The following is a 25,366-nucleotide window of genomic DNA, read 5'->3' as shown; positions in this document are numbered from 1 at the left end:
AAAGCCACATGTTCGGTCGCGTCACCGTATGTGATGTCCGTCAGCGTTGCTGTCGCCGGAACTCGCTCAACGGCACGAGCTGTAGGAGCGCACGTGCCGGGCCAATATGGCGTGCCAGGTGATGCTCGGACCTGGCACCCTCGACGTGTGAGTCCGATCATGCGTGCTCTCTTGGCGTCCGTCATCCGTGGCCTGCTGCCCTATCCAGACCCGGTGCGGCGCTGGCGCGTTCGCAAAGCGGCTCGTCGCCTGGCAACTCGCGAACCATGGCCGACAGATGACGCAACCACCGCTAATGACGTGTCGCGGCTCGCTCTGCTGCGCTTACTCTGGCTACAAAAGCAGACCCGGCGGGCCGTACGTGGTCGTCACCGCGAGGCAGCGGCCCTGTTGGGTAGATCTTCACTAGAAGCTTGCATCCTCGCGCTGTACTGCCTGCACAGCCCCGACGTAGTCGCCCGCTTGAAGACGGAGCACCTCAGGGCAGGCAGCAAGCTTCTAGCCTTCCTGGATAGGGCTGGGGTTGTTCCTCACGAGGTAGTCAAAGAAGCGCTCTCGGCCCTGGGCTCTCCGGGAACTGGGGCCCCAACCATCCCGCAGATGGCAGAGAGGGTTGACACCGAGACCAGCGGATCTGCGGTCAGGGATCTCTATGAGCGGCTGTACGTGCCAGCCTCGACCTACTTTGTACACGCCAACCCGGCATCCTTGTTGCGACATGTCAAGCCCGATCGGGCTCTCTCCGAGCGTCCCTCGGACCCCTGGACGCGCCGCTCACCCGTTCGTCTGGCTGATGCTTGCGTCGGCCTGGTCGCCGGCGCAATCGCCCGAGCTGACGGAGTGCCGTACGAGCTGTTCGTCGCCTATGCAGAGGCTCACCAGGTTCGAACGATGACACCCATGGTGGTCCTGACGGCTAAGGGCCTGACTCGTTCATCCAGTATTAGTCAGCTCCTCGACGCCGTCAGGGACGCCCATGACCTTCGTCGGTATCTCGCAGGCCCCGCCAACGACGATCCTCGTGAGGTACGCGAGGCTCGTATCCGAGCCATATACACCAAGTTTGCAGACCCTGATCTGCCCCCCGAGGCGCTGAAGCCCGTGTACGACTACCTGGTCAACCGGCTCATAGATGACTGGGCAGAGACCAACGGCTCCAGCGCGAGCGTCGCCTGACCTTCAGCCATCCCGTTCGCTGACCATCGGAAGGGTTGGCCGCCCTGCCTGGTGTCGACGCGTTTCGCCCGTAGGCGGCAGGTTCGGTGCTGCCCCGCTACTCAGGGGACAGGTCGAGACAATAGAGGTACCGACTTCGGCCCTGAACCCCTGTGGAGCAGGGTTGGTCGTATCCGATCAGATGGATCGGCCTGCTGACCTGGCTGCCTTGACAGTGTGGGCACCGTTGCGATCTGTCGCTGTCGGCTTTTCGTTCGTGCGGTTGTCTGCGGTTTCAATCCCGTCCGTTGCTTGGTCGTACCGGCGAGTTTGCTGCCTCTCTGCCGCCTACGGGGGGTGTCGTGATTCGGCACGGTCCTCGCCTCCGCTGCCGGGACCGAGGACGGCTGGTCGCAGGTCACGACCTTCGTCGACCTGGTGCCCGAACTCGCCCCACCTACCGCGGCCACAGTCGGACTAGGCTGACGCGGGGTCCTCGACCTAACGAGGGTCTTCGTTGCGTCCGCAAGGAGGACGAGGTCGCCGATGCCTGAGGTTGCATCCGGAGAGGACACTGTTCCCCGCCACTGGGAGACGCGGAGCGTCGCTGAACTTGCGGACGCCCGTTTGGGATTGCAGCTGACGCCAGCGAGGAGCACGGGCGGGACCCCATATGTAAGGGCGGCCAACATAGTCGGTCGCGTCCTCGATATTAGTGACGTCAACACGATGGACGTTTCAGCGTCGGAGCTCTCAACCTACGAGCTTAAAGCGGGGGACGTGCTAGTCGCAGAAGCATCGGGAAGCGCTGAGCTCGTTGGTCGCTCCGCGGTTTGGCAAGGCGAGGTTTCGCCCTGCGTCTTTCAGAATACGGTAATTCGTGTGCGCTCATCCGTCATGGAGCCCAATTTCCTGCACATGATGCTGGAGCACCACAGGCTGCAGGGACGACTTGCTGACGAGGCAAGGGGAATTGGGATCCAGCACCTAGGCCTGCGGAAGCTAAGGAATTTGGAGATCCCGGTCCCGCCCCCGGCGGAACAAGTTGATATCGTCGAGAATCTGCATGCGCGCCTCGACCACCTCGCACAAGCGCGTGAGCGCCTAAACGCGGCGCTGGTAGCGACCGGTCTACAAGAAGATGAGGTCTTGCAACTAGCTTTGACAGGCGAACTCTTGGCAGGCGCGACCAAATCGCCGTGGAGAAAAACCACGTTTGGGAAAGCGGGAGAACTAAGGTCTGGATTGGCCAGAAGTCCAAAGAATTCTAGTGGGGACTTCATGGTCCCGTATCTCCGTGTTGCAAATGTGTACGAAAGTCGCATCGACTTCGACGACCTACGCCTGATTAATCTGCCGCCCGACCGGCGCGAGGCCTTCACTTTGCGGCCAGGCGACATCCTTTTAACGCAGGGGCAAAGTCCGGAGCTTCTGGGTCGGCCAGCATTGTTTGAAGGCTATGATGGCGACATCTCCTTCCAGAACCACATACTTCGCTACCGGTGTTCGGAGCTGCTCGACCCAAGATTCGCGTTACTCGTTCTGAGGCACTACTTCAGAAACGGCGTCTTTCGTGATCTCGCTAGGGGGACCACGAATATTGCCCACTTTACACTCCCCGCGTTCTCGGCTCTGCCGATTTCGCTACCTGAAAAAGACCTACAGAGGTCCATCGCCGACGAGGCTCACACACAGCTATCGGTACTCGCAGAGGAACGTTTAGCGGTGCAGCAATCCTTGGCGGGCTTGCCCGGACTCGAGAAAGACCTGTATGCCATGGCCGCAACCGGGAACTTAGCTGAGCCGAATGAAGTGGGTGGCACAGCGGCGAGTCTGTTGCAAGAACAAGAGGCCGCCCGCCAACTGGAACAGCAAGCGCAGTCGACCGCACGCAAGCCTGTCACCTCTAGAAGGAATTCCAGGAACGAGCGAAATGCCGGCGAAGAAGACAAGCCTCTGGCGGACCGTCTAGTAGAGGTCTTGGCTGGGGCGAGGGGCGGTTTTACGATGGTCGAATTGCTGCCACGACTCGGCCTCGACAAGAACAGCGTGGAGGATGTGGAAAGCCTTTACGTGGCAATTAGGTCGCAGCCGGCTGGAAGCATTCAGGCAGGTGGCGCCACAGAGAACGCCCCGATTGAAGCGAGGCCCGATGCGCCTGCGTGAACTGTGGATCGAGCATTTCAAAAATCTGCGTGACCTGCGTATTGACTTCCAGGAAGATTCGCCCTACACGGTGCTTGTAGGCGAAAATGGAGCGGGTAAGTCCAACCTTATAGAAGCGATAGCGACAATCTTCCGGAATCTCGACTTAGACGAGAAAAGCGCTCTAACATACACGATCGAGTACGAGGTCCGCGAAGTCCAAGTCCGAGTCCACGCCGTTAAGGGTAGGTGGCCAGAGTTCTATCTTAAAGACCTCGCCGCGAACGACGGCCTTTTCCCCGAAGACGACGGGGCGGCGTTCAAGGCCACCAGTCGGCGTACATTTATGGAGCTTGATGCCAACGGAAGACCGCGTTACCGTCCGGCCTTTGTCTTCGGCTACTACTCAGGACCCAGCGACAGGTTGAAGCGGGTATTCGAGAAGCACCAAGAGCGGTTCTACAGCGCGATAATCAAGCCCCTTGACAAGTCGGGAAGGTCGACGAGGCGCGATCCTAACGAGTTGCGGCGACTGTTCTACGCGCAAAATCTCCACGGACAGTTCGCACTCCTTTCCTTCTTCATGAATCAGGAGTCAGACGGCGACGCCGACCGCTCCTTCATTAAGGAGCGCATGCAAATTGATGGCCTAGACAGCGTCTTGTTTGTGCTTCATCAGCCAAACTGGGCTCGCAAGTCGCGAGGCGACGAGCGCTTCTGGGGGGCGGAAGGAGAGGTCCAGGAGTTCTTGGGCCGGCTCTATGACTCTGCATACCTCCCCTTACGTATGGATCGGCGCTATGTGACGGGGTTGACAAAGGCGCAATCCGTCGAGCACCTGTATCTGTTTCTGAAGGACGCGCCCTCCCTAGCGGATGTCTACCAGCAATACGGCGATCAGTATCGTTTCTTTACCGCACTTGAGAGTACACACCTCTCACGGCTACTTTTAGAGGTTCGCACGCGGGTTCGAATGACCGCCGAAGCCGGCGGTGGAGAGGTTAATTACCGAGACCTCAGTGAGGGCGAGCAACAACTCTTGCTCGTATTGGGCCTGCTGAAGTTCACGGCGCGGGACGAAGCGCTATTTCTGCTCGACGAGCCGGACACCCACCTTAATCCTGCATGGAGCGTGGAGTATCTCGACTTCCTAAACCACTTCATGGCAATGCGAGAACGAGCAGACTCGTGCCACATCGTCATGAACACACACGACCCCTTGGTCTTCTCGCGGCTTGATCGGTCGGAGGTTGTTATCATGACGCGAGACGAAACCGGAGTAGCACGGGCGTCGGTGCCGGATCAATCGCCGAAGGGCATGGGTGTCGGCGCCATCCTAACGAGCGACTTGTTCCGCCTACGGTCGACTCTGGATCCAGAGACTCAGCACGACCTAGATCGACAGCGATCACTGGCTATGTCAGACCGTACGCCGGCGGAGAACGATGAGCTCCGCGAACTTAACGCCCGTCTACGGCGGCTCGGACTGACCATGGCGGCTCGCGACCCGTTGTATGAGCTCTTCGTCCGGGCCTGGACCCGGAGCGAGGATCCCGCGTGGCTGGAGACTCCGGAGTTGAGCCCCGATGAGCGCGAGGCGCGCGAGAGGCTCGCCGATGCCATTGTGGCCGAGCTCCGCGAGGAGGTACGTAGGTCATGAGGTTCATAAACCGGGAGGAGCTGAGGCCAAAGATAGCTGATCTGCTGCCCGCACTTGCCGAGGCGGCCGCAGCCGTTACAGCCGAGACCGACCCAATTAAACGGAAAGACGTGATCAGGCGTTATCAGCCAGCGTGGGTTGCGCTTCGCGAGGAGATGTCGAGGCTGTCCCACGGGAAGTGTTGGTACACGGAAAGCAAGAATCTAGGTGCCGATGACGACATAGACCATTTTCGTCCTAAGGGTGGCGTGCAGGGCATCCCTGACCATCCCGGTTACTATTGGCTGGCGTTCGACTGGAAGAACTTCCGACTGAGCTGCCACCACGCGAATCGGCCACGACGCGCGCGCGGTTCCTCGTTGACCGGCGGTAAGGGGGCGAGGTTTCCTCTCCTTGACGAATCCAAACGGGCGTTTTCGGAGGAAGACAACCTAGAGGCAGAGATGCCACTCTATCTGGATCCCTGCGACCCGGAAGATCCGCCGCAGCTTACCTTTTGGCCGAATGGCGAGTCGGCGGTGTCGCCGCCCTACCGCGGCGATCCGGTCTCGATGAAAAGGTGGGACGAGAGTCGCATAGGCTTGCATATCGACTGGCCGGACTTCGTCGACGCTAGGATTGAGCTCTATAACAAGGTTGAACGGCTGGTCGATCGCGGTTCACGAGAAGCTCCCACGCCTGGCGGACACAACAGCGCCGCCTTCAAGGATGTCATTCGTGACCTTCTAGAGTTGATGAAGCCAAGCGCAGAGTTCTCGATGGCTGCACGAGCCTACATTGAGACCTTCAGCCACGAGTGGTGGGTTGAGCGCATAGTGCTGAGGGTGTGACGCGTGAGATCCCGCCGCGCCGTGGAGGCCCAGGCTGCTGCTGGTACCACGGCGGTGACTGGCACCGCCTGTCGGCCATCGCGATCCGGCTGGCTCTCAGCACTCAGTCCACCGGCGTTGGGGAATTCCGGTACTGCTCGCCGGCCCGAGACGTGCCGGAGGCGTGGTCGCTCGGGCCTCGTCACAGGGACGAGGTCAGTGCCGCGATGAGGTGGGTCTCGGCCTGCTTCCGCAGTCGTCCGGCGTCAACCAGGACTGAACGAGCCTCAGCGATGCCCTTTTGCAGTTCCGCAATGAGTCGAGTTTGGTCCTCGAGAGGCGGAACGGGGACAGGCGCGGTCGCGAGGACACTTACGGGGATGGTGTAGAGCGTCCCGCTGGTCGTGCGAGCACGGGCGCGGACGTGAGATCCGCCCGGTGGGGAGTTGAACCAGGCTTCCACGTATTCAGGCAACAGGTCCGCTGTGCCCAGACGAGCCCGGATTACGTGGTTCTGGTGGATGCACAAGGGAATCTGTCCGTCCCAGCGTGCGCAGCGTCCGACTTCCTCGAGCGAGTTCGCTTCGAGGAACAGCAAGTCGTGGCGCTTCAGCGCGAGTCGGGCGACGGTGTCGGCACTGACGTTCATCGTCTTCACGTCGGTGAGGTCGAGATAGCCGCGCTGAACATTGGCGACCCGGAGGTAGGGCGCGTCCTGCCCTCCGGTGTTCGATCGCTGCAGCTGCACGCCAAGCCGTACGTCGGCGACCGCGTCGAGGCGAACCAGCGGGTAGGGACTGGTAGTCCCGATGGGAGTGACGTCGGTATCCCAGCGGTCGAGCGCGGAGAACCTGGTCACGGTCACTATGCCCGCGGCTGCGGCCGTTTCCGGTGCGTCGATCAGTTGAGAGCCGAAGCGGTCCCAAGCGGCATTGGTGAGGTCGGCGGACCTGCGTTTGGCTTCCTCAGCGCGCTGCAGCGTCTCCCGGTAGGTAGCGACGATCTGGCGCTGGATGTCGATCGGCGGAACGGGGATCGGAGCGCCTACGAGCTTGCCGGCACCGATGTGATAGAGCCCGCTCGTTGTGGTGGCCTGCTCACGAATGTAGGCGTTGCCCGCACGTGAGTTGAACCAGGTGATGACGTACTCGGGGTCGAGGCGATCGTCGTGCAGGCGGGCGCGGACTACGCTGTTCTGGTGGACGACTTCGGGGATGCTGCCGTCCCAGAGCGCAACGCGCCCGACCTCGGTCACCGAGCCAGAACCCTCGACGAAGAGCAGATCGCCGGACTGCAGTGTCAACTCGATGGCCTGCGCCTCGGCCAGGTGCATGGTCTTGACGTCGGTCAAATCGAGGTCGGCTCGACGGACGTTCATTGCCCTTAGGTAGCGGCGAGCCACTCCATTGAGCGTCGATCCCTTCCGCGGCACTTGCACGCCAAGCCGCACCTGAGCCACTTCACCGAGTGTCACCACCGGCCATGCGTACGATGCCGGAGCGCCAGAGATCTGCGGAGGGTCCCAACGATCGAGCGCGGCGAAGCGCACGACGCTTGTCATCGTGGCGGTCACCAGATTCCCTCACGGAGGTTCTCCGCCTTGAACTGCTGCCAGGCGGCGAGGACGGCCGGAAGGTCGTTGGGCACGCTCTCCCCTGTTTCTCCTGTAGCTGTGATCCCAACCGCCTTCGGCGTCGCCATGAACACCGGGTAGTCGAACGCCTCGCGGACGTGCTTCCACATGGCGACACTCTGCTGCTCGTCGAGGTCCTTCAGCGCGGCCTTGAGTGACGCCAGAGCCTTCTTCAGGCCGGGGACCTTCGCGGCACGCTCGATGTACGCCTTCTTAAGGTCTCGCGCGGCCGCCGTTGCACCGCCCTGCCAGCTGAAGCCTCGCAGGGTAGTAGTAGGCGCGCCTCGCACAAGGCCGTCCTTCCGCGCCCGTGTGGCCTCCGAAAGAACTCGGGTGACGCCGAGCGCGGCAAGCCGATCGAGCAGGTCGCGAAGCTCAGGGTCGTCGCTGTGCAACAGTGCATCAGTCGCGCTGTTAAGCAGAGCTTCGCGTCGCGGCCCGAACTCCAGCTCGGTGGCCTTGAAGGCGTGACTCCAGCACTGTTCCCACCGCTGGGCGTCATCCTCGGTGAATTTCTGCATGAACACGACCGACGCTGTGACAGAGGCTCCCGAGAACTTGAAGGTCTCCGGCGGCAACGCGACGACGGCCCGGAGAAACGCCTTCCCCTCGGCCCAGCGACGCAGCCACGCTTGCGACGAGGCGTTCAGGTTTCCATTGGGCAGGACGATGCCCAGCCGCCCTTCCGGCTCGAGCAGGCGGAGGCATCGCTCGAGGAACATCTGCTCCGTCTTGCGGGAGGTAGTGACCTTGCCGATCTCGAACTGGTCAAGGATCTTCTGCCCCCTTGCGTTGAGCACACGATTGTGCGCGTCTAGCCAATCCTTGCCGTATCGCTGTTGCTGGCGCCGGCGGTAGTCAAGGTCGTTCGGCACATCCGCCTCGGGGCTAGAGCCGATGCGCTGTGAGGAGGTGACGGTGGCGCCGAAGGGCGGGTTGGTGACAACGACGCGGAACCGGCCCTCGAAGATGCCGTTGATGTCGACAAGGCCGTCGTGCCAGTGGATCCCACCATGCCCGTCGCCATGCATGATCATGTTCATCTTGGCGGTGCGAGCGGCACGCGGTTCCTTGTCGGTGCCGTAGATACATCCCCAAGCCAGTCGTCCGACCCGGGTATCCGTCGGGGTGCCCTCCGGGGCGCTCGGCGCGAGCTGCTTATTCAGCTCCTCGACGGCGGATTCGATTCGCTTGTCACGCTCGTCGAGAGCCGTGTCAGCGGCATCGTCGGGGTACTCGGCGTTGATCGTGTCGATGACCCGCTGTCGTTGGGCGGCGACGTCCGCAGCGATCTGGTCGCGTACGTGGTCGAACACCCGGATAAGGAACCCGCCCGAGCCAGCAGCCGGGTCGCAGACGACCTCATTCTCCTTGGGGTCGAGGACATTGACGATGAATTCCACGACAGGCCGGGGCGTGAAGAACTGGCCGAGCTCGCCTCGGAATGTGCGCCCGAGGAACTTCTCGAATGCGATACCTTTAATGTCCTCACCGGTTTTGGACAGATTGAAACGCTCAAGCTTGCCAACCAGGGCGCGGAAAGTGTCCGCCGAGATGTCCAGGCGGTCGTCCTTCGCGAAGAGGTCGTCAGCCGAATAGGCGCCCTTCGTCTGGTCAAACATCTGCTCATGTAGAGCGAGCCTCGGATTGTTCAGAAACCGGGCTGCGTCGTCCAGGTACTTCGTCGTGAACGTCTCGTGTGTGCGACTCCGTTCGACGTGCAGCTTAATGAACAGCACCTTCGAAATCGTGTCAAAGGCGCGGTCTGGCGTCATCGCGTGGTTGTCCCGCAGCAGACTGTGGCACTCGAATAGCAGCCGCTGAAACTGCTCGCGGTCGAACACCTCAAGCCGGTTCACTAGTGCTCCGAGACGCTTTTCGTCTCCAATGTCGACGGCCTTCGGCCAATCGTTGATCTGACGAGCGCGCCCAGGGATACCCTTGCGCAGCTCGAAGACGACGTGACTGCTGGCGTTAGCGAGCACAAGGAACCGTGCTCCGGCCGACCGTGCGTAAGACTCGCCCTGCCAGAAGTCCACGGGCCGCACGACACCCTCGTCGGCCTTGGTCTCGACGACCAACACTGGCTCGCTCCCAGCCTGCTTGTCGGCCGCGTTTCGCCAGACCACGATGTCGGCACGCGGGGAGCGCCTGCCGGAGTGCGTGCGACGCTCCTGATCCATCTGCTCCAGCGAGAACCCGCCGTCGAGGTGGAGACGTCGAACCCAGTGCTGCCGTACGACTTCCTCCGGCTTGTGAGTCACATCCACCCAACCGCGCAAAGGGGCCCACGCCAAACTTCCGTGTCGATGAAGCCCTTCTGCGGGGAACGGCGTGGACGGCGTGCTGGGGAGGCTGGGGAGCGGGCCCGTCATGCCAAGAAGGCTAACGGCCACCCAGAGGCCGGATGCCACACCCCTCACCGCCCTCGCCAACCTGGCCTACCGGCGGGGCGAGGCCGGGCTGGCGGGCCATTAACGGGCCATTACGGCAGGCAGCTGGCGGTCACTCCAGGCCATTCAGTGCCGCTGGACTAGCGCCCAGGGCCGACGCAGTCGATCTTGTGCGATTCCCAAGCTGTTGGTAACTAACCCCAGCCTGACACGAGCGCGCCGCCAACAGCCGCCATCGTCTGAACGCCGGCCAGGACCTGGCGGCGAGGCGAGCCGGGTGCTGGTGGACACCGGACGTTCCTAAGGATCTGTGAGTGTCACTGTGGCGGTTCTGGGTGGACTGCCAGCGGGATCATGTCGGCGTACCCGGGTGACTCCCTACGGATCTGGCCGCGTTGCCTGCCCCTTCTTTGGCCTCTCCATCGTCGCCGGCACCGGCCCTGGCCGGTCGCGTCCACGCGCAACGGACGGTACGGGCTTGGCCGAAGGCTGAGGGCAAGCTCGAAGAACTGATCAAGGTGCCTGGTGCCGAGCAGGAGAACGACCCTGAGAAGGCGAGGTTGCCTTGCCAGTTCCCGGGACTACCTGGCCGCCGGTGGTCGGGACGGACATCAAAGTGATCTCTGGTCTGATCACCGGCGGATGACAGACATCTAGGCCGCTTTCATTTGGTGAATCGGCATTCAACGATCATCGAGGGGAAGACGTAAGCACGGGCAGTCGCGGACGACGGCACCAGTTCGTGCGGGGGGAGCATCTCGCTTGATCACATGAGACGGGACCTTACGAACCGAGCGGGACGGGCCGGGACGTAGGCCACGTTCGTCGTACGAGCACCATTCGAGCAACATGCCAACCATGGGAAGGAACGACGAGAGGCGTCTGACCCCCGTTTTGGCAGGTCAAACGCCTCTTGATCTTGTGCGCCCGAAGGGACTCGAACCCCTAACCTTCTGATCCGTAGTCCGAAGGGCGCCCCTTCTCCGATATCCCCCGTTCGCCGGGCTGCTGCATCGGCGGTAACCCTCGGAATGTGCTCGGTGAGTCCAGGGCAGGCGAGGGCAGTTCTGGTCATGGTCGGGCGGCGGCGGGTTGTGGGCGGGTTGCTGGGCAGTGATCGGTGCTCGGTGTGTGCTCCACCGGTCGGAGCAACGGCGGGTGACAGCGGTCGGCGCGGCTGGGGAGTCCTGGGCACTCGTGGCTAACCGCTGGCAGGTACCCTAGGGCCTCGCGCCCTCGTAGCTCAGGGGATAGAGCATCGGTTTCCTAAACCGTGTGTCGCAGGTTCGAATCCTGCCGGGGGCACCAGGCAAAACACACGTCACCGGATTACCGACAGAGCAGCCTCGGAGTCGAGGAGTCCTTCTGTTGCGGCTCGCGTCGCGACCAGCGCCTACTGTGGCGGGGTGCCCCGCATCGAGCTGACTACGGACGTAGAGGCGGTCGCGGAAGTCGTCTTCGACGCCTGCCTCGATGTCGGTATGCACACCGATTCCATGGGTACGAGCGCCGAGCGGGCGGTCGGCGGCGTAACGGCCGGCCGCTTGCAGGCCGGAGACGTCGTGACGTGGGAGGCGAGGCACTTCGGCCTCCCCTGGCGGATGACCGTCCGGATCACAGACTGTAGGCGGCCGTACGCCTTCACCGACGAGCAGATCCGCGGCCCGTTCGGTCGATGGCACCACGAACACCGCTTCATGTCTGACCCTGCCAATCCGTCGGCCACCGTCATGCGTGACGTCATCGACTTCACGGCGCCCCTGGGACCCGTCGGCGGACTCGTGGCCAGCCTCATCCTGCGCCCATACCTGCAACGACTCATCGCGCGCCGCAACGCCTACCTCGCCGCCACCCTGGCAAGGCTTCCCCACGACGAGTCGCGTAGGAAGTCCATCGATGAGGGCGAGGCTCAGATGGGGCGCGAGACATCGTGAAACGTCGACAGCCAGCGCCTCACCGTGGCAGACCGGGAAGAGATCAGGGTGTGTAGGTGGGGGCGGCGACGGCCTCGGCGATGCGGGTCAGCCAGTGCAGGTCGTTGGCTTGCGATTCTGGACTGGACTCGGGGTTGAGGATGCTGCCGAGAAATAGGGCGACGTCGTCGAGCTGCCGGTCAGCACGGTAGTAGCTCAGCATGGTCTGGTCCGGTTCCAGCGGCCCATAGCCTCGACGGAAGAGCTCGGCCCGGTGCGCGTTGACCGGGTGGTCGCCGAAGTCTTGGCTGTAGACGAACATCAGGTCCCGCTCGCGCGGCGCCAGGATCGGTGCATCCCAGTCCACGACGTTCAGCGGACCGTCGCCGTCAGCGAGCAGGTTGCCGGGGTGGATGTCGGCGTGGCAGATCACGTGGTGAGCTTGCGTCACTCGGGAGGCGAGGTCATCGACGGTTGCGGACAACCGATGTAGCGCTGCGCCGTACCGGTCCCAGAAAGCGCCGAGGGTCTCGCTCGCCGCAGCCTGCTGCCCGAGGATTCGCAGCCGCTCGCCCGCGCTCGATCGGTAGGTCTCGACCGGCAGGATCGCGGCGAGCTCGGCGCTCGGCCGGACCGCGTGCAATCGACCCAGGAACTCCCCGTACTCAACCCACTGACCGTTGGTGAGGCCGCGGCCCCACATGCTGCCGCCGTCGTGGAACGGATAGAGCAGCAACTGGTAGTCCCCGAAACCGCGAACGGCTCCGCCCCCTGGAAGGTCGATCGGCGCTACGACCTGGCTGACGCCCTGCGCTCGAAGGAAGCGTGGCAGCAGGACGGCCGCCTGAGTGAACTCACCGCGGCGCGTCTTCAGGAAGTAGCGCTCGCCGTCAGACGTGTCCACCCGGTACGCCCATGCCTGCCCGTCGAGCCCGACCGGCATGAATACGAGATCGGCCACGTCCACGGTCCAAGCGGCGGCCACCTCAGCCGCGAGCAACCGCTCGTCGACGCCAGGCTTGTCGAACATCGACGGAGCGTTGCAGCTCGCAGTCCGTCCAGCAAGGGATTTGCCACTGGCAGGCGGAGTCGGCAGATAAGCGTGGCGCACATCACGAGCCGTAAGATTTCACGCCACGTCTGACTGACCCGTTCCCAGTACTGAGATCCCCTTGCGGACTTCCAAGCGGCTCTGGACTGCGCCAGGACGGCCGCCCCTACCTCGCCTAGGAATGGCCATCGTCGTGGCTGGATCGCCCTCTGAGTGCTGTTGTCGTCGGGTGTAGGCACGCTGGCCCAGCCGTGGGGCCGGCATTACCGTCGGCCGCATGCCCGAATTGATACTGCCGACCGTCGACCTGCACGCGGCATTTCTGGATTGCCGTGATGACTGGGGCCCCGGTGTGCACGAGGACGGCTTCGGCCTGGGCGCTGACGACGACGTGGATTCGCCGGATGGCTTCGCTGATTTCGTGCATCGGCAGGTCCGGCTGGCCCATCCCACGGGGACGCCGTGCCCGGACGAGAAGCACAGCTCGCCTCGGTGGATTGTCGAAAACGGCCAGGTACTCGGCGGGGTGGCCCTGCGGCACACATTCGACGACGCCCTCGGGCAGATTGGCTACGGCGTACGTCCGTCCGCGCGTGGACGCGGCGTGGCGAGTTGGGCGCTGGGCGAGATGCTCAAGGAGGCCCGGGCTGACCTGGGCCTGGACCGTGTCCTTGTTACCTGCCTCGCGGAGAACCTTGCCTCGGCACGAACCGTCGAATGCAATGGCGGTGTTCTTGAGGGCATTCGCGACTCCGAACATGGCCCGGTGAGACGTTACTGGATCAACCTGGTTGGGTGATTCTGCCGGTCAGGGGACGATGACCACGCCGCCGCGTACGCCGCCCTGGGCAAGCCGTTCGTGGGCGGCGGCCGCGGCGGCGAAGGGGTACACACCGGCGACCCGCAGCGGGATGTCGCCGCTGGTGACGAGTTTGACCAGTTCTGCCAGCCGGGATCCGTCCGACTCCACCTCCAGCGCGAAGGTCCGGATGCCCCGTACCGGCTCCGGGCGCAGCGGAGGTGACGCGGCCACGTAGCCGCCGCCGTCCCGGACGTGGTCCAGCAGCGAGGAACCGATCACCGCCAGGTCGATGACCGCGTCGTACGTCCCCGTCGGTTCGTCGGAGCGCGACAGGAACGCCGCGCCCAGCGACTCGACGAACTGGCGGTCGTCGGCGCCGGCGAGGCCGGTGGCGTGCAGGCCGGCCGCCCGCGCCAGGGCCAGGACGAACCCTCCGACCTGCCCGGCGGCGCCGGTGACGAGCACGGTCGAGCCCGCCGCGAGCGCGAGCAGGTCGAGGGCTTGGGCGGCGGCGAGTCCGTTGGTCGGCAAGGTCGCCGCCTCGGTGGCGGGGACGCCGGTGGGTGCGGCGGTCAGCGAGGTGGCGTCGAGCACCACGTACTCCGCGTGGGCTCCGGCAGTGGTTTGCAGCCACGGCGAGAAGCCGATGACCTCATCGCCGATCGTGTACTCCTCGACCGATGGCCCGACGGCGTCGACGGTGCCGACCACGTCCCAGCCGGGCGTGTACGGCAGGCCGGTCGGCAGCGGCGCCGGGAACCGGCCGGAGCGGACCATCAGGTCGACCGGGTGGACGACAGACGCGGCGACCCGTACCCGCACCTGTCCCGGTCCGGGTTCGGGCGTCGGCACGTCGGCCACGTGCAGGACCTCCGGCCCTCCGAACTCTTCGTAACGAACTGCGCGCATCGTCGTCCCCTTCGTAGCCGTCGTGATCACCACGACCGTACGAAGCGACGGGCACCGTGAGAAAGTAGGTACCTTGAAGTGCCTAGGGAACCGTGGGAGAGCGAGATGGCGACGACAACCGCAGCGCAACGCCGCGAGCAGGCAAAACGTGATTACGACGCGTTCCTGGAGCGCTGCCCGACACGGGAGCTGCTGAGCAGGCTCACCGACAAGTGGGTGGCGCTGGTGATCCCGGCGCTTGCGGACGGCCCGCAGCGGCACGGCGAACTCGCCCGCCGCATCGCCGGCATCAGTCAGAAGATGCTCACGCAGACCCTGCGGACGCTGGAGCGCGACGGCCTGGTCACCCGCACGGTCACCGCGTCGGTGCCGGTCCGCGTCGACTACGAACTCACCCCGCTGGGCCATGAACTGTTCCCGGTCATGATCTCCATCAAGGACTGGGCGGAGTCTCACATGGACCGGGTGTTCGAAGCCCGAGCCCGATTCGACGAACTCCCCTGAGAGGGCCGCGGAGGCGCCAGCACCGACCGCAGGGGCTCACCAGCGGTAGGCCAGGTTCACGGCGAGCGCGGCCAGCACGGTGACGAAGAAGACGGCCCATCCCACGAGCTGGCGTGACCTCACCCGAAGGTGCGCGATGAGCGCGCCGACGAAGTACAGCACCAGCCCCGCCGCGGCGAGCGTCCCCAGCAGCGGTACGGCGAAACCGGCCAGGAGCCCCACGGAGCCTGCCGCCAACAGCAGGCCCAGCACCGGCAGCCAGGACCGTGGCACCCGCTTCATGTCCGCCTGGACCTTGGGATAGTCGTGGCCGATGAGGTAGGTGACCGCGGCGATGCCGGTGAACACCGAGGCGATGATGGTGACTGTCACGTAAGCGGCGAACATGAACCCTCCCTGTGGTTGTCACCTCAGGGACGGGGCAGCTCCGCGGAACGTTACGGGCGTGGCGCGCCCAGCAGAAAGCGGTGCCCTCCGGGTCGTCCCGGAGGGCACCGCGTCGTCGCAGGGTCAGAGGAACTTGTACATCTCGGCGGAGGCCGGCTCGGTGTCGCCGACGGGCGGCGCGGCCACCGAGACCTTTTCGCCGAAGCCGCTCATCTTCATGTCGGTGACGAGGTCACCGACGCTCTTCGTGGCGATCGTGTAGGACAGTGCGCTGAGCCGGCCGTCGGCGTCGACGGTCGCCTCGAAGGGGACCGCCGTCGGGTCCTTCGCCAGCTTGGCGGTGGACTTGAGGCCGTCGCGCATTCCGCCGTCGGTGCCGGCAGCCTCCGCGGCCTTGTTCAGGTCGGCGGTGCCGCTGTAGCGGCCGGGGCTCACCTCCTGGGCGGTCACGATGCCGCCGATGATGCCGGTCTGCGCCTTGAGGTCGAACGACTGGCGCAACGAGCTGGTCGGTCGGAGCTTGTTGAGGTCGATCTTCATCCAGGGCTTCTCGCCCTCGAGCGAGTCGGACTTGATGTAGGCGGCATCGCCGATCAGCCGGGCCTCGATCGGCTCCGGGGCGTTGCCGGTGACGTGGATCGCCTTGGCGGCGGGGTCCATCTTGCCGCTGAGGGTGATCGACTGGTTGCCGGCCTTGACCGAGGCGTCCATGGTGACCGTGCCAGCGAGGCTGCGGTCCATGGCCTGCCGGACGGCGGCGACCGGTTCCACCTTGGACGTGGCGGGGGCGGCGGAGGGGCCCGCCCCTCCGGTGCTGTCGCCGGAGGTGGTGCCGCAGCCGGCCACGAGGGCGGCGGCGAGGGCAATCGAAAGGGTAGGGATCAGTCGACGCATAGACGCGACCCTAACCAATGGGCACCACCTCCGGTGCACCATGGCCACCCGCAGGTCAGTCCGCCGGCAGTTGATCGGCCCGGGTGAGCACCCGGTCGACGAGGCCGTACTCCCGGGCCTGCTCGGCGGTGAACCAGCGGTCGCGGTCCCAGTCCCGCTGGATCTCGTCGAGTGTCCGTCCGCTGTGCTGAGCGATCAGCTCCTGCATGGTCCGCTTCACGTGCAGCATGTTCTCCGCCTGGATGGTGATGTCCGAGGCGGTGCCGCCCATCCCGCCGGAGGGCTGGTGCATCATGATCCGCGAGTGCGGCAGCGCGTACCGCTTGCCCGCCGCGCCGGCGCAGAGCAGGAACTGCCCCATCGAGCCGGCGAACCCGAGCGCCAGCGTGGCCACGTCGTTGCGGACGTAGCGCATCGTGTCGTAGACCGCCATTCCGGCGCTCACCGAGCCGCCCGGCGAGTTGATGTAGAGGTAGATGTCCCGGTCGGCGTCCTCGGCGGCGAGCAGCAGGATCTGCCCGCAGATCTGGTTGGCCGACTCCTCGGTCACCTCGGTGCCGAGGAAGACGATCCGCTCCCGCAGCAGCCGCTCGAACACCTGGTCACCGAAGGTTGGTTGCCCGCTGTCCCGCATCTGCACGCCGTACCCGATCATCCGTCGCCGCCCTCCACCGTGCCGGCGGGCGGGGGAACCGCCCGGGGGACCGGCCCCTCCAGCCTGCGGCGGTGACCGGCGGCCGGCCAGGGATTCTGCCGCCGGCAGATCCGCCGACGGCAGAACCCGGCGGGCCTACACCAGGGTCAGCCGCCGCCGGCCCGCCCCGGCCCGGCGGCAGGCCAGCATCTTGGAGGTACGCGGGCCGGGACGCCCGGTCGGCGCAGAGGCGATCAGCCGGACCCGCAGCCCCGCCCCGCCGACGGTCGACCCGGCCGGCGATGTCGGACCGCCGACGTGCAGGATCGGCCCGCCCAACCGCAGCACCGGCCCGGCCGGCTGCCGGACGGGGGCCCTGACGGCGGCCACGGGTGGCGTCGACCCACTCGGCTGGAAGCCGATCCGGAAGGCTGAACCGGTCTCGGTGCGCGCCGACGGAACCCGCTCCAGCCGGGCCAGCGCCGCCCGGGGTGCGGCGGGGATGCGACGTTCGACTCGGCGCAGGTCGTCGCGGGCCTCTTCGAGCAGGTCGGAGAGCTGGATGCCGAGCGCCCGGCAGATCGCCGCGAGGACCTCCGACGAGGCCTCCTTGCGCCCGCGCTCGACCTCGGACAGGTAGGGCACGGAGACCCCGGCGGCCCCGGCCACCTCGCGGAGTGTGCGGCCCTGGCTCTGGCGCAGTCGGCGCAGCACCCCGCCGATCACTCGTCGCAGCAACGACATGCGGACCTCACTCTCGCGGTCGTCGTCGGAGGAACACCCCCATCATGCCGGTTGTCGGATCCGTCGGCGGTCCCGAGCGGGCCCGCGCCGCCGCCGTCTGCCGCTCGTTGTCGTCCGATAGACGGGTGCGGGGGCCGGTACGGGTTGTCCGCTGCGCGACCCGGGCGTGCGGCGTGTGGCGTACCCGCTATGTTGTGGTCGTGCAGGCGACGGCGGCGGAGCAGGTTCGACGGTGATCCATTTTCCCGCGCAGCGCCGGGGCCCGCTGAGCGCGCTGAGCCTCCGGCTCGCGGCCGCCCTGGGCCTGGTCTTCGCCGTGGTGGCGGCGGTCTACCTGGACCGGGACGGCTACCGCGACGTCAACGAGGACGGCCTCACCCTGCTCGACTGCTTCTACTACGCGGTCGTCTCGCTCTCCACGACCGGCTACGGGGACATCACCCCGGCCGCGCCGTCGGCCCGGCTGGTCAACGTCCTGTTCGTCACCCCAGCCCGGATTGTCTTCCTGATCATCCTGGTCGGCACCACCCTGGAAGTCCTGACCGAGCAGTACCGGACCGGCCGTCGCCTGTCGCGGTGGAGGAGAACCGTGAAGGACCACGTCATCATCTGCGGCTACGGCACCAAGGGCCGCAGTGCGGTCAACGCCCTGATGGAGAACGGCCTGGACCGGTCGAGGATCGTGGTGGTGGAGCGCAGCAGCGCCGCCCTGCGGCAGGCCACGTCGGCCGGGCTGGTGGCGATCGAGGGGTCGGCGACCCGGTCGTCCGTGCTGAACGAGGCGCACGTGCGCAACGCGAAGGCAGTGATCATCGCGACCGACAGTGACGATGCCTCGGTGCTGGTGGCGCTTACCGTACGGCAGCTCACCGCCGGGCAGGTCCGGATCATCGCGGCGGCGCGGGAGGCGGAGAACGCCCCGCTGCTCAAGCAGAGCGGCGCGCATCATGTGATCGTCTCCTCGGCGACCGCTGGCCGCCTGCTCGGCCTGTCCACCTCTGCGCCGCCGCTGATCGACGTGGTGGAGGACCTGCTCACGCCGGGGCAGGGCATGGCGCTGGCGATGCGCTCGGCGGAGCGGGACGAGGTCGGTCGCTCACCGCGTGAGTTGGATTCACTGGTGATCGCCCTGGTCCGGCGGGGCAAGGTGGTCACTCTGGCCGACCGGGCCGGTGCGGTGATCGAGACCGGCGACATGCTGGTGCACGTCCGCGACGACCGACCGCAATCCGCGGCGACGGTCTGACGCTGGTGCGTCAGCAGGCGTCGGGCTCGTCGATGAGCGCTTCGCCGCAGCTGATCGGTGTCGTGGTGGCGGCCCGCCTGAGCAGCTCGTAGAGCGTCTCCCGCTCGGCTGGCTCCAGCGCCGCCAGCACCTCGTCCTCGGCGCCCGCGAGAGCGCATTCCGCCTCGTTGAGGCGTTTCGCACCGTCTTCGGTGAGCTCGACGACATGTCGTCGGCGGTCCTGGGGTGACCGTCGGCGCTCGACCAGGTCTTTCGCTTCGAGGTCGTTGAGTAGCCCGACGACGTTGGTGCTGTCCATCTCGAGGGTGGTGGCGAGCGCCTGCTGACTGGTGCCGCCGCCCGCGCGCAACACCGTGAGCGCGACCAGGTGCCGTGGTCGCAGGCCCAGCGGCGCCAGCACCGACTCCGCCCGCAGTCGCATCCGCCGCGCCAGGTGGTCCAGCAGGGGGCCCGAGCGGTGCTCCGGCGGATCCAGGGGCAGGGCGGACATGTGACCCAGTCTACCGACGCGCCGCAATATCTGCCTGCTATAAATAGTTGGTGCTACACAGACGATCCTTGGAGGAGGAATCATGAACCTGCTGCATATCGATTCGAGCATCCGGGGCGACTGGTCGGTCAGCCGGCGGCTCACCGCTCGTGCCGCTGCGGCCTGGCGCGCGGCACACCCCGACGGCACGGTGACCTACCGTGACCTGGGCGCCGAGCCGCTGCCGCACCTGAACTCGGAGACCGGGCTGGCGCGAATGACGCCGCCGGACCAGCACACTCCGGCCCAGCGCGAGTCCTGGGAGCTCAGCGAGCGGCTGGTCGACGAGGTGAAGCAGGCCGACGTGGTGCTGCTCGGGCTGCCGCTCTACAACTACGGCGCCCCCAGCAGTGTCAAGTCCTGGGTCGACCACCTGATCGTTCCCGGCCTGTCGCACGACCCGACGACCCAGGAGGGCCTGCTCGGCGGCCGCGAGTTCGTGGTGCTGGCGACCCGGGGCGGCGGGTACGGCGAGGGCACCCCTCGCTACGGCTGGGACCACGCGGAGCCGTGGCTCCCGCACGGTCTGTCGGCGACCGGCATGCAGCCGCGCTTCATCAGCACCGAACTGACCCTCGCGCCCGCGGTGCCGGCGATGGCCGAGCTGATCCCGCTGCACGAGGCCAGCCTCGCGGCGACCGAGAAGGAGATCGACAACCTCTGGACCCCGGCCTCCGCCCAGCGCTGACCAGCACTGGTACGACGAAGCGGCCGCCCCCGGAACCGGGGACGGCCGCTCTCGTTCAGGTCTGACGGGTCAGAGGATCGTCCAGGTGTCGCCGCTGCCCAGCAGGCCGGCGAGCTGCTGCTCGGGGGTCTCGGTGACGGTCGCCTTGGCTGCCGCGAGCTGGCCCTGGACCACGCTGTCGTAGGACGGCCGGTCCACGGACCGGAACACCCCGATCGGGGTGTTGCGCAGGTCCAGGCCGGGCAGCCGGGACAGCGCGAAGGCGTACGCCGGGTCGGTCACCGTCGCGTCGTGCACGACGATCTCCTCCGGGCGGACCGAGCCGGTCTCCCGGACCTCCAGGCCGAACGCGCCCGGCGGATGCACCACGCAGAACTGCCCGTCCGCGCCGAAGGTGATCGGCTGCCCGTGCTCGAGGCGGATCAGGTAGTCGTCCCGGGTGGATGGGTCCTTGAGCTGGTCGAACGCGCCGTCGTTGAAGATGTTGCAGTTCTGGTAGATCTCCACGAACGCCGAACCCTCGTGCTCGGCGGCGGCGCGCAGCACCGACTGCAGGTGCTTGCGGTCGGAGTCGATGGTGCGACCGACGAAGCTGGCCTCCGCGCCGAGGGCGAGCGAGAGCGGGTTGAACGGCGCGTCGGCCGAGCCGGCCGGCGTCGACTTGGTGACCTTGCCGACCTCGGACGTGGGCGAGTACTGGCCCTTGGTCAGGCCGTAGATCCGGTTGTTGAACAGCAGGATCTTGAGGTTGACGTTGCGTCGCAGCGCGTGGATCAGGTGGTTGCCGCCGATGGAGAGCGCGTCACCGTCGCCGGTGACCACCCACACCGACAGGTCCGGCCGCGACACCGACAGGCCGGTCGCGATCGCCGGGGCCCGACCATGGATCGAGTGCATCCCGTAGGTGTTCATGTAGTACGGAAAACGCGACGAGCAGCCGATCCCCGAGACGAACACGGTCCGCTCGCGAGGGATGTTCAACTCCGGCATGAACTGCTGGATGGCCGCCAGGATCGCGTAGTCACCACACCCGGGGCACCAGCGCACCTCCTGGTCGGACTTGAAGTCCTTCGCGGTGAGCTTCAGGGCGACAGGCTCAGACATTCTTCAGGACCTCTTCCAGCGTCGTCTCCAGCTCGGCGGCCGTGAAGGGCAGACCGCGGACCTGGTTGTAGCTGATCGCGTCGACCAGGTAGCGGGCCCGGATGACGTGGGCCAGCTGACCCAGGTTCATCTCCGGGATGACGACCTTGTCGTAGGAGCGCAGCACCTCACCGAGGTTGGCCGGCATCGGCGCGAGGTGCCGCAGGTGCGCCTGGGCGATGGACAGCCCGCGTTGGCGTACCCCGCGGCAGGCGGCGCCGATCGGGCCGTACGTCGAGCCCCAGCCGAGCACCAGCACCCGGGCATCGCCGTCCGGGTCCTCCACCTCGATGTCCGGCACCGGGATGGTCTCGATGCGGGCCGCCCGGGTGCGCACCATGAAGTCGTGGTTCGCCGGGTCGTACGAGATGTCACCGGTCTTGTCGGCCTTCTCCAGCCCACCGATGCGGTGCTCCAGCCCCGCCGTGCCGGGAATCGCCCACGGCCGGGCCAGGGTCTCCGGATCGCGCAGGTACGGCAGGAAGGTGGTGCCGTCCTCGCCGTTGGGCTTGGTGGCGAACTCGACCCGCAGGTCGGGCAGCGATTCGACGTCGGGCAGCAGCCATGGCTCGGAGCCGTTGGCCACGTAGTTGTCCGACAACAGGATCACCGGCGTGCGGTAGGTCAACGCGATCCGCGCCGCCTCCAACGCCGCGAAGAAACAGTCCGACGGCGACTTCGGCGCGATCACCGCGACCGGCGCCTCGCCGTGCCGACCGAACAACGCCATGTTGAGGTCGGCCTGTTCGGTCTTGGTCGGCATGCCCGTCGACGGCCCGGCCCGCTGCACGTCCACGATCACCAGCGGCAGCTCCAGCGCCACCGCCAGGGAGATCGTCTCGCTCTTGAGCGCCACACCCGGACCGCTGGTGGTGGTCACCCCGAGCGACCCGCCGTACGACGCGCCCAACGCCGCGCCGACCGCCGCGATCTCGTCCTCCGCCTGCATGGTCAGCACGCCGAAGCGCTTGTGCTTGCTCAGCTCGTGCAGGATGTCCGACGCCGGAGTGATCGGGTACGCCCCGAGGAAGACCGGCAGCCCGGAGCGGACCCCGGCGGCGACCAGGCCCAGCGAGAGCGCGGCGTTGCCGGTGATGTTGCGGTAGGTGCCCGGCTGCATCTTCGCCGGCTTGACCTCGTAGCGGACCGCGAAATCCTCGGTGGTCTCGCCGAAGTTCCAGCCGGCCTTGAAGGCGGCCACGTTCGCGGCGACCAGTTCGGGGCGGGCCGCGAACTTGCGCTCCAGGAAGCGCAGGGTCGACTCGTACGGCCGGGAGTACATCCAGGAGAGCAGACCGAGGGCGAACATGTTCTTCGAACGCTCGGCGTCCTTCTTGGACACCTCGTGCGCGGCGAGCGCCCCGACCGTCATCGACGTCAGCGCCACCGGGTGCACCACGTAGCCGGCCAACGAGTCGTCGTCCAACGGGCTGGTCTGGTAGCCGACCTTGGCCAGGTTGCGCCGGGTGAACTCGTCGGTGTTGACGATGATGTCCGCGCCGCGCGGCAGGTCGGCCAGGTTGGCCTTGAGCGCGGCCGGGTTCATCGCCACCAGCACGTTGGGCGCGTCGCCCGGCGTGAGGATGTCGTAGTCGGCGAAGTGCACCTGGAAGCTCGACACGCCGGGCAGGGTGCCGGCGGGAGCCCGGATCTCGGCGGGGAAGTTCGGCAGCGTGGAGATGTCGTTGCCGAGCTGCGCCGTCTCCGAGGTGAACCGGTCGCCGGTCAACTGCATGCCGTCGCCGGAGTCACCGGCGAACCGGATGACCACCCGGTCGAGTTGACGGATCTGCTTGGTCACTGTGCCACCTTCGTTCGCTGCGCGCGGTCGCGCGGCCGGCTGAACATCATGGTGACCTCGCCTTGCCCGGCCACGGGACCTCCTTGACGCAACGCTGCACCGCACCGCCCCAGGCTGGTCCGGTCCGCTGTCGTTCCTCACCGAGAGCCTACGTCGAACGGACCCCCGACCCTCCCCGGAGGTCCGCCGACTGAGACCTGATCAACGTGATATTCGCCCCTGATTGCGGGGTTTCGCCCCGCCCGCCGTAATTCAGATCACCGTCCCCGGCCGGCCGCGACCCTGGTCGGGGACGGCCAGGGTCGTCGATCGGTCAGTCGGTGGGCGGAGGCGTGGGCTCGGCCGTCGGCCCGCCGAGGCGGCGGCGCAGCGAGGTGGTCGCCAGCGTGAGGGCCAGCACCACCAGCAGCGCGGAGACCGCGATCAGGATGACCGCCGTGCGCTGCACCGAGGTCATGCCGCCGCCGCCGCCGTCGTCGTCGGTGGTGGCGCCCGCCGGGAGTACGCCCTGGGAGCCGGTCGGCGCGGGCGGCGAGACGACCGGCGTGGCCAGCGCCGCCGCCGCGGTGATGCGGAAGCTCATCTGCACCCGCCGGGTCGCGCCGTTGCGCGGGTCGAGTTGACCGATCACCGCTCCGGACAGCGGCGCCTCCCGCTGGGCCTGCGGGGTCGCCTCCACCGGCAGCCGCAGCTCGCGGGTCTCGCCGGCCGACAGTAGACCCGCGTCGCACCGGGTGCGGGACGCCTCGACCGGCAGGCAACCCGCCGGTGGGGTCGGCACGCTCACCCCGGCCGGCAGGATCACCTCCACCAGGCCGGCGGCGTCCACCGTGCCGGTGTTGACCAGCCGCACCGCGAGGGTGCTCGCCGCGCCGCTGATGTCGAACGCGACCTCGTCGGCGGCCAGCGAGATCCCGGGCACCGGCGGGCCGGGCGGAAACAGCACTGCGAAGCCCTGGTCGTCGGCCACCTCGCCGGGCACCCCCGGCGCGTCCGCGACGACCTGCACGGAGCCGCTGAGCGGCATCCGCTTCCAGGCGTTGCCGGCGACCCGTAGCTGGATCAGGCTGCTGAATCGGACGCCCGCCTCGGCCGTCCAGGCCCCGCAGTGGTACGCGCCACCGCCCGCGGCGACGCACCCCTTCGTTCCGGCGTCGGTCAGCCCGGCCGGCAGTGTGTACGAGAGCCGGACCCGCTGCGGGGCGGTGCCGGTGTTCGCCACGGTGACCCGCAGCGTGGTGGTGGTGCTGGCCGCGTTCCAGTACGCCGCGGGCAGGGTGACGTCCTCGGTGGTCACCTGCACGCCGAGCGGGCTCGGCGCCGCCGGCGGCGTGCCACCCGGCGCGGGCGGGCGAACCGGGGGCACCGGGGGAGCCGGCGGCCCGGCCGTCGGCGGCCGGGTGCTGCCCCCCGGCGCGGGAGCGGTGGTGGTCGGCGGCGGCACGTTCGGCGCGGTGGTCTGCGGAGGCGCCGGCGGCGTCGTCTCCGGCGGCGGCGCGGTGGTCTCCGGGGCCGGGTCGGTCGGCACGGGATCGCCGCCCGGATCCTCGGTCGGGGTCGGCTCCTGGGCCGGAGTGGTCTCCGGGTCCGGATCGGGTTCGGGCGCCGACTCCGTCACGGCGGCGATCGGGTGAATGCCCGGCATCGCCGCGCTGGCGAGGGCCGGAGCGGCCGCGAGTGCCGCGAGCAGCCCGAGCGCGAGCGAGGCCGCCAGCAGGGGCGTGGGAGGCCGCCCCACAGCCCGGCGTTCGGGCGATACCTTCACGCGGGCCATCTGTCCTCCGGTGCCATGGGTGGAAGTCCAATGTTCTTAATAGTTGCCACGGTGCACTAGTCCCACCTGGAAACAAATCCGTAACGTGTTTGGGACGGCCTGTCCGGGTGGGCGGTAGACTCCCGATGTGACCGGTTACCTGGGCTCGTACGCGACGCTCGGGCTCTTGCTGCTCGCCAGTGTCCTGTTCTTTGTGACGGCGTTCTCGGCCAACCGGGTGTTACGTCCCGCCCGTCCGGCTGACCCGTTCGGCAAGCGGACCAGCTACGAGTGCGGGCTCGACCCGGTCGGCGCCGACTGGGCGCAGATGCAGATCCGCTACTACGTGTATGCCTATCTGTACGTACTGTTCGCGGTCGAGGCGGTGTTCCTCTTCCCGTGGGCGGTGGTCTTCGATCGACCCGGCTTCGGCCTGGTCACGGTGGTGGAGATGGCGGTGTTCGTGGCGGTGCTCGCCCTCGGCATCCTCTACGCCTGGCGTAGGAACATCCTGCGCTGGACCTGAGCGCCCCGACCTCCGGCGATCGTGCCGCTCCGCCGACCGTTCACGTC

22 protein-coding genes and 1 tRNA gene are annotated in these 25,366 nt (G+C 66.8%); 11 read left to right on the top strand and 12 right to left on the bottom strand.

Features of this window, described 5'->3' with window-relative positions; translation table 11 throughout:
- The first annotated feature begins 462 nt into the window (after window positions 1-462).
- The 4 genes from ACGGAQ_RS03210 (at window position 463) to ACGGAQ_RS03195 (ending at window position 5,790) form a co-directional block, all read left to right on the top strand.
- Window positions 463-1,176 carry a hypothetical protein gene (locus ACGGAQ_RS03210; RefSeq protein WP_393044110.1) on the top strand — a complete coding sequence of 238 codons (714 nt, stop codon included), beginning with the start codon at window positions 463-465 and terminating at the stop codon, window positions 1,174-1,176.
- A gap of 525 nt (window positions 1,177-1,701) precedes the next feature.
- Window positions 1,702-3,321 carry a restriction endonuclease subunit S gene (locus tag ACGGAQ_RS03205; protein ID WP_393044108.1) on the top strand — a complete coding sequence of 540 codons (1,620 nt, stop codon included), beginning with the start codon at window positions 1,702-1,704 and terminating at the stop codon, window positions 3,319-3,321.
- Window positions 3,308-4,960 carry an AAA family ATPase gene (locus ACGGAQ_RS03200; RefSeq protein WP_393044106.1) on the top strand — a complete coding sequence of 551 codons (1,653 nt, stop codon included), beginning with the start codon at window positions 3,308-3,310 and terminating at the stop codon, window positions 4,958-4,960. The genes ACGGAQ_RS03205 and ACGGAQ_RS03200 overlap by 14 nt, the downstream gene beginning before the upstream one ends.
- On the top strand, window positions 4,957-5,790 hold the full coding sequence (locus ACGGAQ_RS03195; RefSeq protein WP_393044104.1) for a hypothetical protein: 834 nt from the start codon (window positions 4,957-4,959) through the stop codon (window positions 5,788-5,790). Before ACGGAQ_RS03200 ends, ACGGAQ_RS03195 begins: the two co-directional genes overlap by 4 nt.
- Window positions 5,791-5,971: 181 nt before the next feature.
- Here the strand turns inward: ACGGAQ_RS03195 and ACGGAQ_RS03190 are convergent, their stop codons facing one another.
- On the bottom strand, window positions 5,972-7,342 hold the full coding sequence (locus ACGGAQ_RS03190; RefSeq protein ID WP_393044102.1) for a hypothetical protein: 1,371 nt from the start codon (window positions 7,340-7,342) through the stop codon (window positions 5,972-5,974).
- Window positions 7,339-9,672 (bottom strand): N-6 DNA methylase, encoded by a 2,334-nt coding sequence (locus tag ACGGAQ_RS03185; RefSeq protein ID WP_393044100.1) that lies wholly within the window; start codon window positions 9,670-9,672, stop codon window positions 7,339-7,341. The genes ACGGAQ_RS03190 and ACGGAQ_RS03185 overlap by 4 nt, the downstream gene beginning before the upstream one ends.
- A 1,355-nt stretch (window positions 9,673-11,027) precedes the next feature.
- Between ACGGAQ_RS03185 and ACGGAQ_RS03180 the strand changes: the two genes are divergently transcribed.
- Together ACGGAQ_RS03180 and ACGGAQ_RS03175 are read left to right on the top strand one after the other, a co-directional pair.
- A tRNA-Arg gene (locus ACGGAQ_RS03180) sits at window positions 11,028-11,103 on the top strand.
- 98 nt (window positions 11,104-11,201) lie between these two features.
- Window positions 11,202-11,729, top strand: coding sequence for a cyclase (locus tag ACGGAQ_RS03175; protein ID WP_393044098.1), 528 nt, complete (start codon window positions 11,202-11,204; stop codon window positions 11,727-11,729).
- A gap of 43 nt (window positions 11,730-11,772) precedes the next feature.
- Here ACGGAQ_RS03175 and ACGGAQ_RS03170 read toward each other — a convergent pair whose 3' ends face one another.
- Window positions 11,773-12,738 (bottom strand): phosphotransferase enzyme family protein, encoded by a 966-nt coding sequence (locus tag ACGGAQ_RS03170; RefSeq protein ID WP_393044096.1) that lies wholly within the window; start codon window positions 12,736-12,738, stop codon window positions 11,773-11,775.
- A gap of 298 nt (window positions 12,739-13,036) precedes the next feature.
- On the opposite strand from ACGGAQ_RS03170, the gene ACGGAQ_RS03165 reads away from it, so the two are divergent.
- Window positions 13,037-13,558, top strand: a complete 522-nt coding sequence (locus ACGGAQ_RS03165; RefSeq protein WP_393044094.1) for a GNAT family N-acetyltransferase — start codon at window positions 13,037-13,039, stop codon at window positions 13,556-13,558.
- A 9-nt stretch (window positions 13,559-13,567) separates the two neighbouring features.
- Here the strand turns inward: ACGGAQ_RS03165 and ACGGAQ_RS03160 are convergent, their stop codons facing one another.
- Window positions 13,568-14,470 carry an NADP-dependent oxidoreductase gene (locus ACGGAQ_RS03160; RefSeq protein WP_393044092.1) on the bottom strand — a complete coding sequence of 301 codons (903 nt, stop codon included), beginning with the start codon at window positions 14,468-14,470 and terminating at the stop codon, window positions 13,568-13,570.
- A 105-nt stretch (window positions 14,471-14,575) separates the two neighbouring features.
- Here ACGGAQ_RS03160 and ACGGAQ_RS03155 point away from each other — a divergent pair, with 105 nt between their 5' ends.
- On the top strand, window positions 14,576-14,974 hold the full coding sequence (locus tag ACGGAQ_RS03155) for a winged helix-turn-helix transcriptional regulator (RefSeq protein ID WP_393044091.1): 399 nt from the start codon (window positions 14,576-14,578) through the stop codon (window positions 14,972-14,974).
- 36 nt (window positions 14,975-15,010) lie between these two features.
- Here the strand turns inward: ACGGAQ_RS03155 and ACGGAQ_RS03150 are convergent, their stop codons facing one another.
- From ACGGAQ_RS03150 to ACGGAQ_RS03135, 4 genes are all read right to left on the bottom strand, one after another.
- Window positions 15,011-15,361 carry a DoxX family protein gene (locus ACGGAQ_RS03150; RefSeq protein ID WP_393044089.1) on the bottom strand — a complete coding sequence of 117 codons (351 nt, stop codon included), beginning with the start codon at window positions 15,359-15,361 and terminating at the stop codon, window positions 15,011-15,013.
- 123 nt (window positions 15,362-15,484) lie between these two features.
- On the bottom strand, window positions 15,485-16,255 hold the full coding sequence (locus ACGGAQ_RS03145) for a hypothetical protein (RefSeq protein WP_393044088.1): 771 nt from the start codon (window positions 16,253-16,255) through the stop codon (window positions 15,485-15,487).
- Between the two features lie 55 nt (window positions 16,256-16,310).
- Window positions 16,311-16,910: a ClpP family protease gene (locus ACGGAQ_RS03140; protein WP_393044086.1), complete on the bottom strand. Its 600-nt coding sequence runs from the start codon at window positions 16,908-16,910 to the stop codon at window positions 16,311-16,313.
- Window positions 16,911-17,045: 135 nt separating this feature from the next.
- Window positions 17,046-17,633 carry a helix-turn-helix domain-containing protein gene (locus ACGGAQ_RS03135; protein WP_393044084.1) on the bottom strand — a complete coding sequence of 196 codons (588 nt, stop codon included), beginning with the start codon at window positions 17,631-17,633 and terminating at the stop codon, window positions 17,046-17,048.
- 232 nt (window positions 17,634-17,865) lie between these two features.
- On the opposite strand from ACGGAQ_RS03135, the gene ACGGAQ_RS03130 reads away from it, so the two are divergent.
- Window positions 17,866-18,879: a potassium channel family protein gene (locus ACGGAQ_RS03130; RefSeq protein ID WP_393044082.1), complete on the top strand. Its 1,014-nt coding sequence runs from the start codon at window positions 17,866-17,868 to the stop codon at window positions 18,877-18,879.
- A gap of 10 nt (window positions 18,880-18,889) precedes the next feature.
- Here the strand turns inward: ACGGAQ_RS03130 and ACGGAQ_RS03125 are convergent, their stop codons facing one another.
- On the bottom strand, window positions 18,890-19,369 hold the full coding sequence (locus tag ACGGAQ_RS03125) for a MarR family winged helix-turn-helix transcriptional regulator (RefSeq protein WP_393044080.1): 480 nt from the start codon (window positions 19,367-19,369) through the stop codon (window positions 18,890-18,892).
- 82 nt (window positions 19,370-19,451) lie between these two features.
- Here ACGGAQ_RS03125 and ACGGAQ_RS03120 point away from each other — a divergent pair, with 82 nt between their 5' ends.
- Entirely contained in the window at window positions 19,452-20,096 is a 645-nt protein-coding gene (locus tag ACGGAQ_RS03120; protein ID WP_393044078.1) for an FMN-dependent NADH-azoreductase, read from the top strand.
- 69 nt (window positions 20,097-20,165) lie between these two features.
- Here the strand turns inward: ACGGAQ_RS03120 and ACGGAQ_RS03115 are convergent, their stop codons facing one another.
- The 3 genes from ACGGAQ_RS03115 to ACGGAQ_RS03105 form a co-directional block, all read right to left on the bottom strand.
- Window positions 20,166-21,200, bottom strand: a complete 1,035-nt coding sequence (locus ACGGAQ_RS03115) for a 2-oxoacid:ferredoxin oxidoreductase subunit beta (RefSeq protein WP_393044076.1) — start codon at window positions 21,198-21,200, stop codon at window positions 20,166-20,168.
- Entirely contained in the window at window positions 21,193-23,040 is a 1,848-nt protein-coding gene (locus ACGGAQ_RS03110) for a 2-oxoacid:acceptor oxidoreductase subunit alpha (RefSeq protein WP_355066715.1), read from the bottom strand. The genes ACGGAQ_RS03115 and ACGGAQ_RS03110 overlap by 8 nt, the downstream gene beginning before the upstream one ends.
- Window positions 23,041-23,353: 313 nt before the next feature.
- Entirely contained in the window at window positions 23,354-24,814 is a 1,461-nt protein-coding gene (locus tag ACGGAQ_RS03105; protein WP_393044074.1) for a hypothetical protein, read from the bottom strand.
- Between the two features lie 127 nt (window positions 24,815-24,941).
- Between ACGGAQ_RS03105 and ndhC the strand changes: the two genes are divergently transcribed.
- A complete protein-coding gene (gene ndhC / locus ACGGAQ_RS03100) occupies window positions 24,942-25,319 on the top strand; it encodes an NADH-quinone oxidoreductase subunit A (protein WP_234584320.1) in 378 nt (125 codons plus the stop codon).
- The last annotated feature ends 47 nt before the right edge of the window (window positions 25,320-25,366 follow it).

It is taken from the genome of Micromonospora sp. NPDC047557 (genome assembly GCF_043205095.1).
Lineage (GTDB): Bacteria > Actinomycetota > Actinomycetes > Mycobacteriales > Micromonosporaceae > Micromonospora.
This window is presented reverse-complemented; position numbering and strand designations above follow the sequence as displayed.

What these genes read in the sequence shown, in the direction of transcription:
- ACGGAQ_RS03205 (WP_393044108.1), top strand. Translation starts at nt 1,702, where the DNA reads ATGCCTGAGGTTGCATCCGGAGAGGACACTGTTCCCCGCCACTGGGAG.
- ACGGAQ_RS03200 (WP_393044106.1), top strand. Translation starts at nt 3,308, where the DNA reads ATGCGCCTGCGTGAACTGTGGATCGAGCATTTCAAAAATCTGCGTGAC.
- ACGGAQ_RS03195 (WP_393044104.1), top strand. Translation starts at nt 4,957, where the DNA reads ATGAGGTTCATAAACCGGGAGGAGCTGAGGCCAAAGATAGCTGATCTG.
- ACGGAQ_RS03170 (WP_393044096.1), bottom strand. Translation starts at nt 12,738, where the DNA reads ATGTTCGACAAGCCTGGCGTCGACGAGCGGTTGCTCGCGGCTGAGGTG.
- ACGGAQ_RS03165 (WP_393044094.1), top strand. Translation starts at nt 13,037, where the DNA reads ATGCCCGAATTGATACTGCCGACCGTCGACCTGCACGCGGCATTTCTG.
- ACGGAQ_RS03160 (WP_393044092.1), bottom strand. Translation starts at nt 14,470, where the DNA reads ATGCGCGCAGTTCGTTACGAAGAGTTCGGAGGGCCGGAGGTCCTGCAC.
- ACGGAQ_RS03155 (WP_393044091.1), top strand. Translation starts at nt 14,576, where the DNA reads ATGGCGACGACAACCGCAGCGCAACGCCGCGAGCAGGCAAAACGTGAT.
- ACGGAQ_RS03150 (WP_393044089.1), bottom strand. Translation starts at nt 15,361, where the DNA reads ATGTTCGCCGCTTACGTGACAGTCACCATCATCGCCTCGGTGTTCACC.
- ACGGAQ_RS03145 (WP_393044088.1), bottom strand. Translation starts at nt 16,255, where the DNA reads ATGCGTCGACTGATCCCTACCCTTTCGATTGCCCTCGCCGCCGCCCTC.
- ACGGAQ_RS03140 (WP_393044086.1), bottom strand. Translation starts at nt 16,910, where the DNA reads ATGATCGGGTACGGCGTGCAGATGCGGGACAGCGGGCAACCAACCTTC.
- ACGGAQ_RS03135 (WP_393044084.1), bottom strand. Translation starts at nt 17,633, where the DNA reads ATGTCGTTGCTGCGACGAGTGATCGGCGGGGTGCTGCGCCGACTGCGC.
- ACGGAQ_RS03125 (WP_393044080.1), bottom strand. Translation starts at nt 19,369, where the DNA reads ATGTCCGCCCTGCCCCTGGATCCGCCGGAGCACCGCTCGGGCCCCCTG.
- ACGGAQ_RS03120 (WP_393044078.1), top strand. Translation starts at nt 19,452, where the DNA reads ATGAACCTGCTGCATATCGATTCGAGCATCCGGGGCGACTGGTCGGTC.
- ACGGAQ_RS03115 (WP_393044076.1), bottom strand. Translation starts at nt 21,200, where the DNA reads ATGTCTGAGCCTGTCGCCCTGAAGCTCACCGCGAAGGACTTCAAGTCC.
- ACGGAQ_RS03105 (WP_393044074.1), bottom strand. Translation starts at nt 24,814, where the DNA reads ATGGCCCGCGTGAAGGTATCGCCCGAACGCCGGGCTGTGGGGCGGCCT.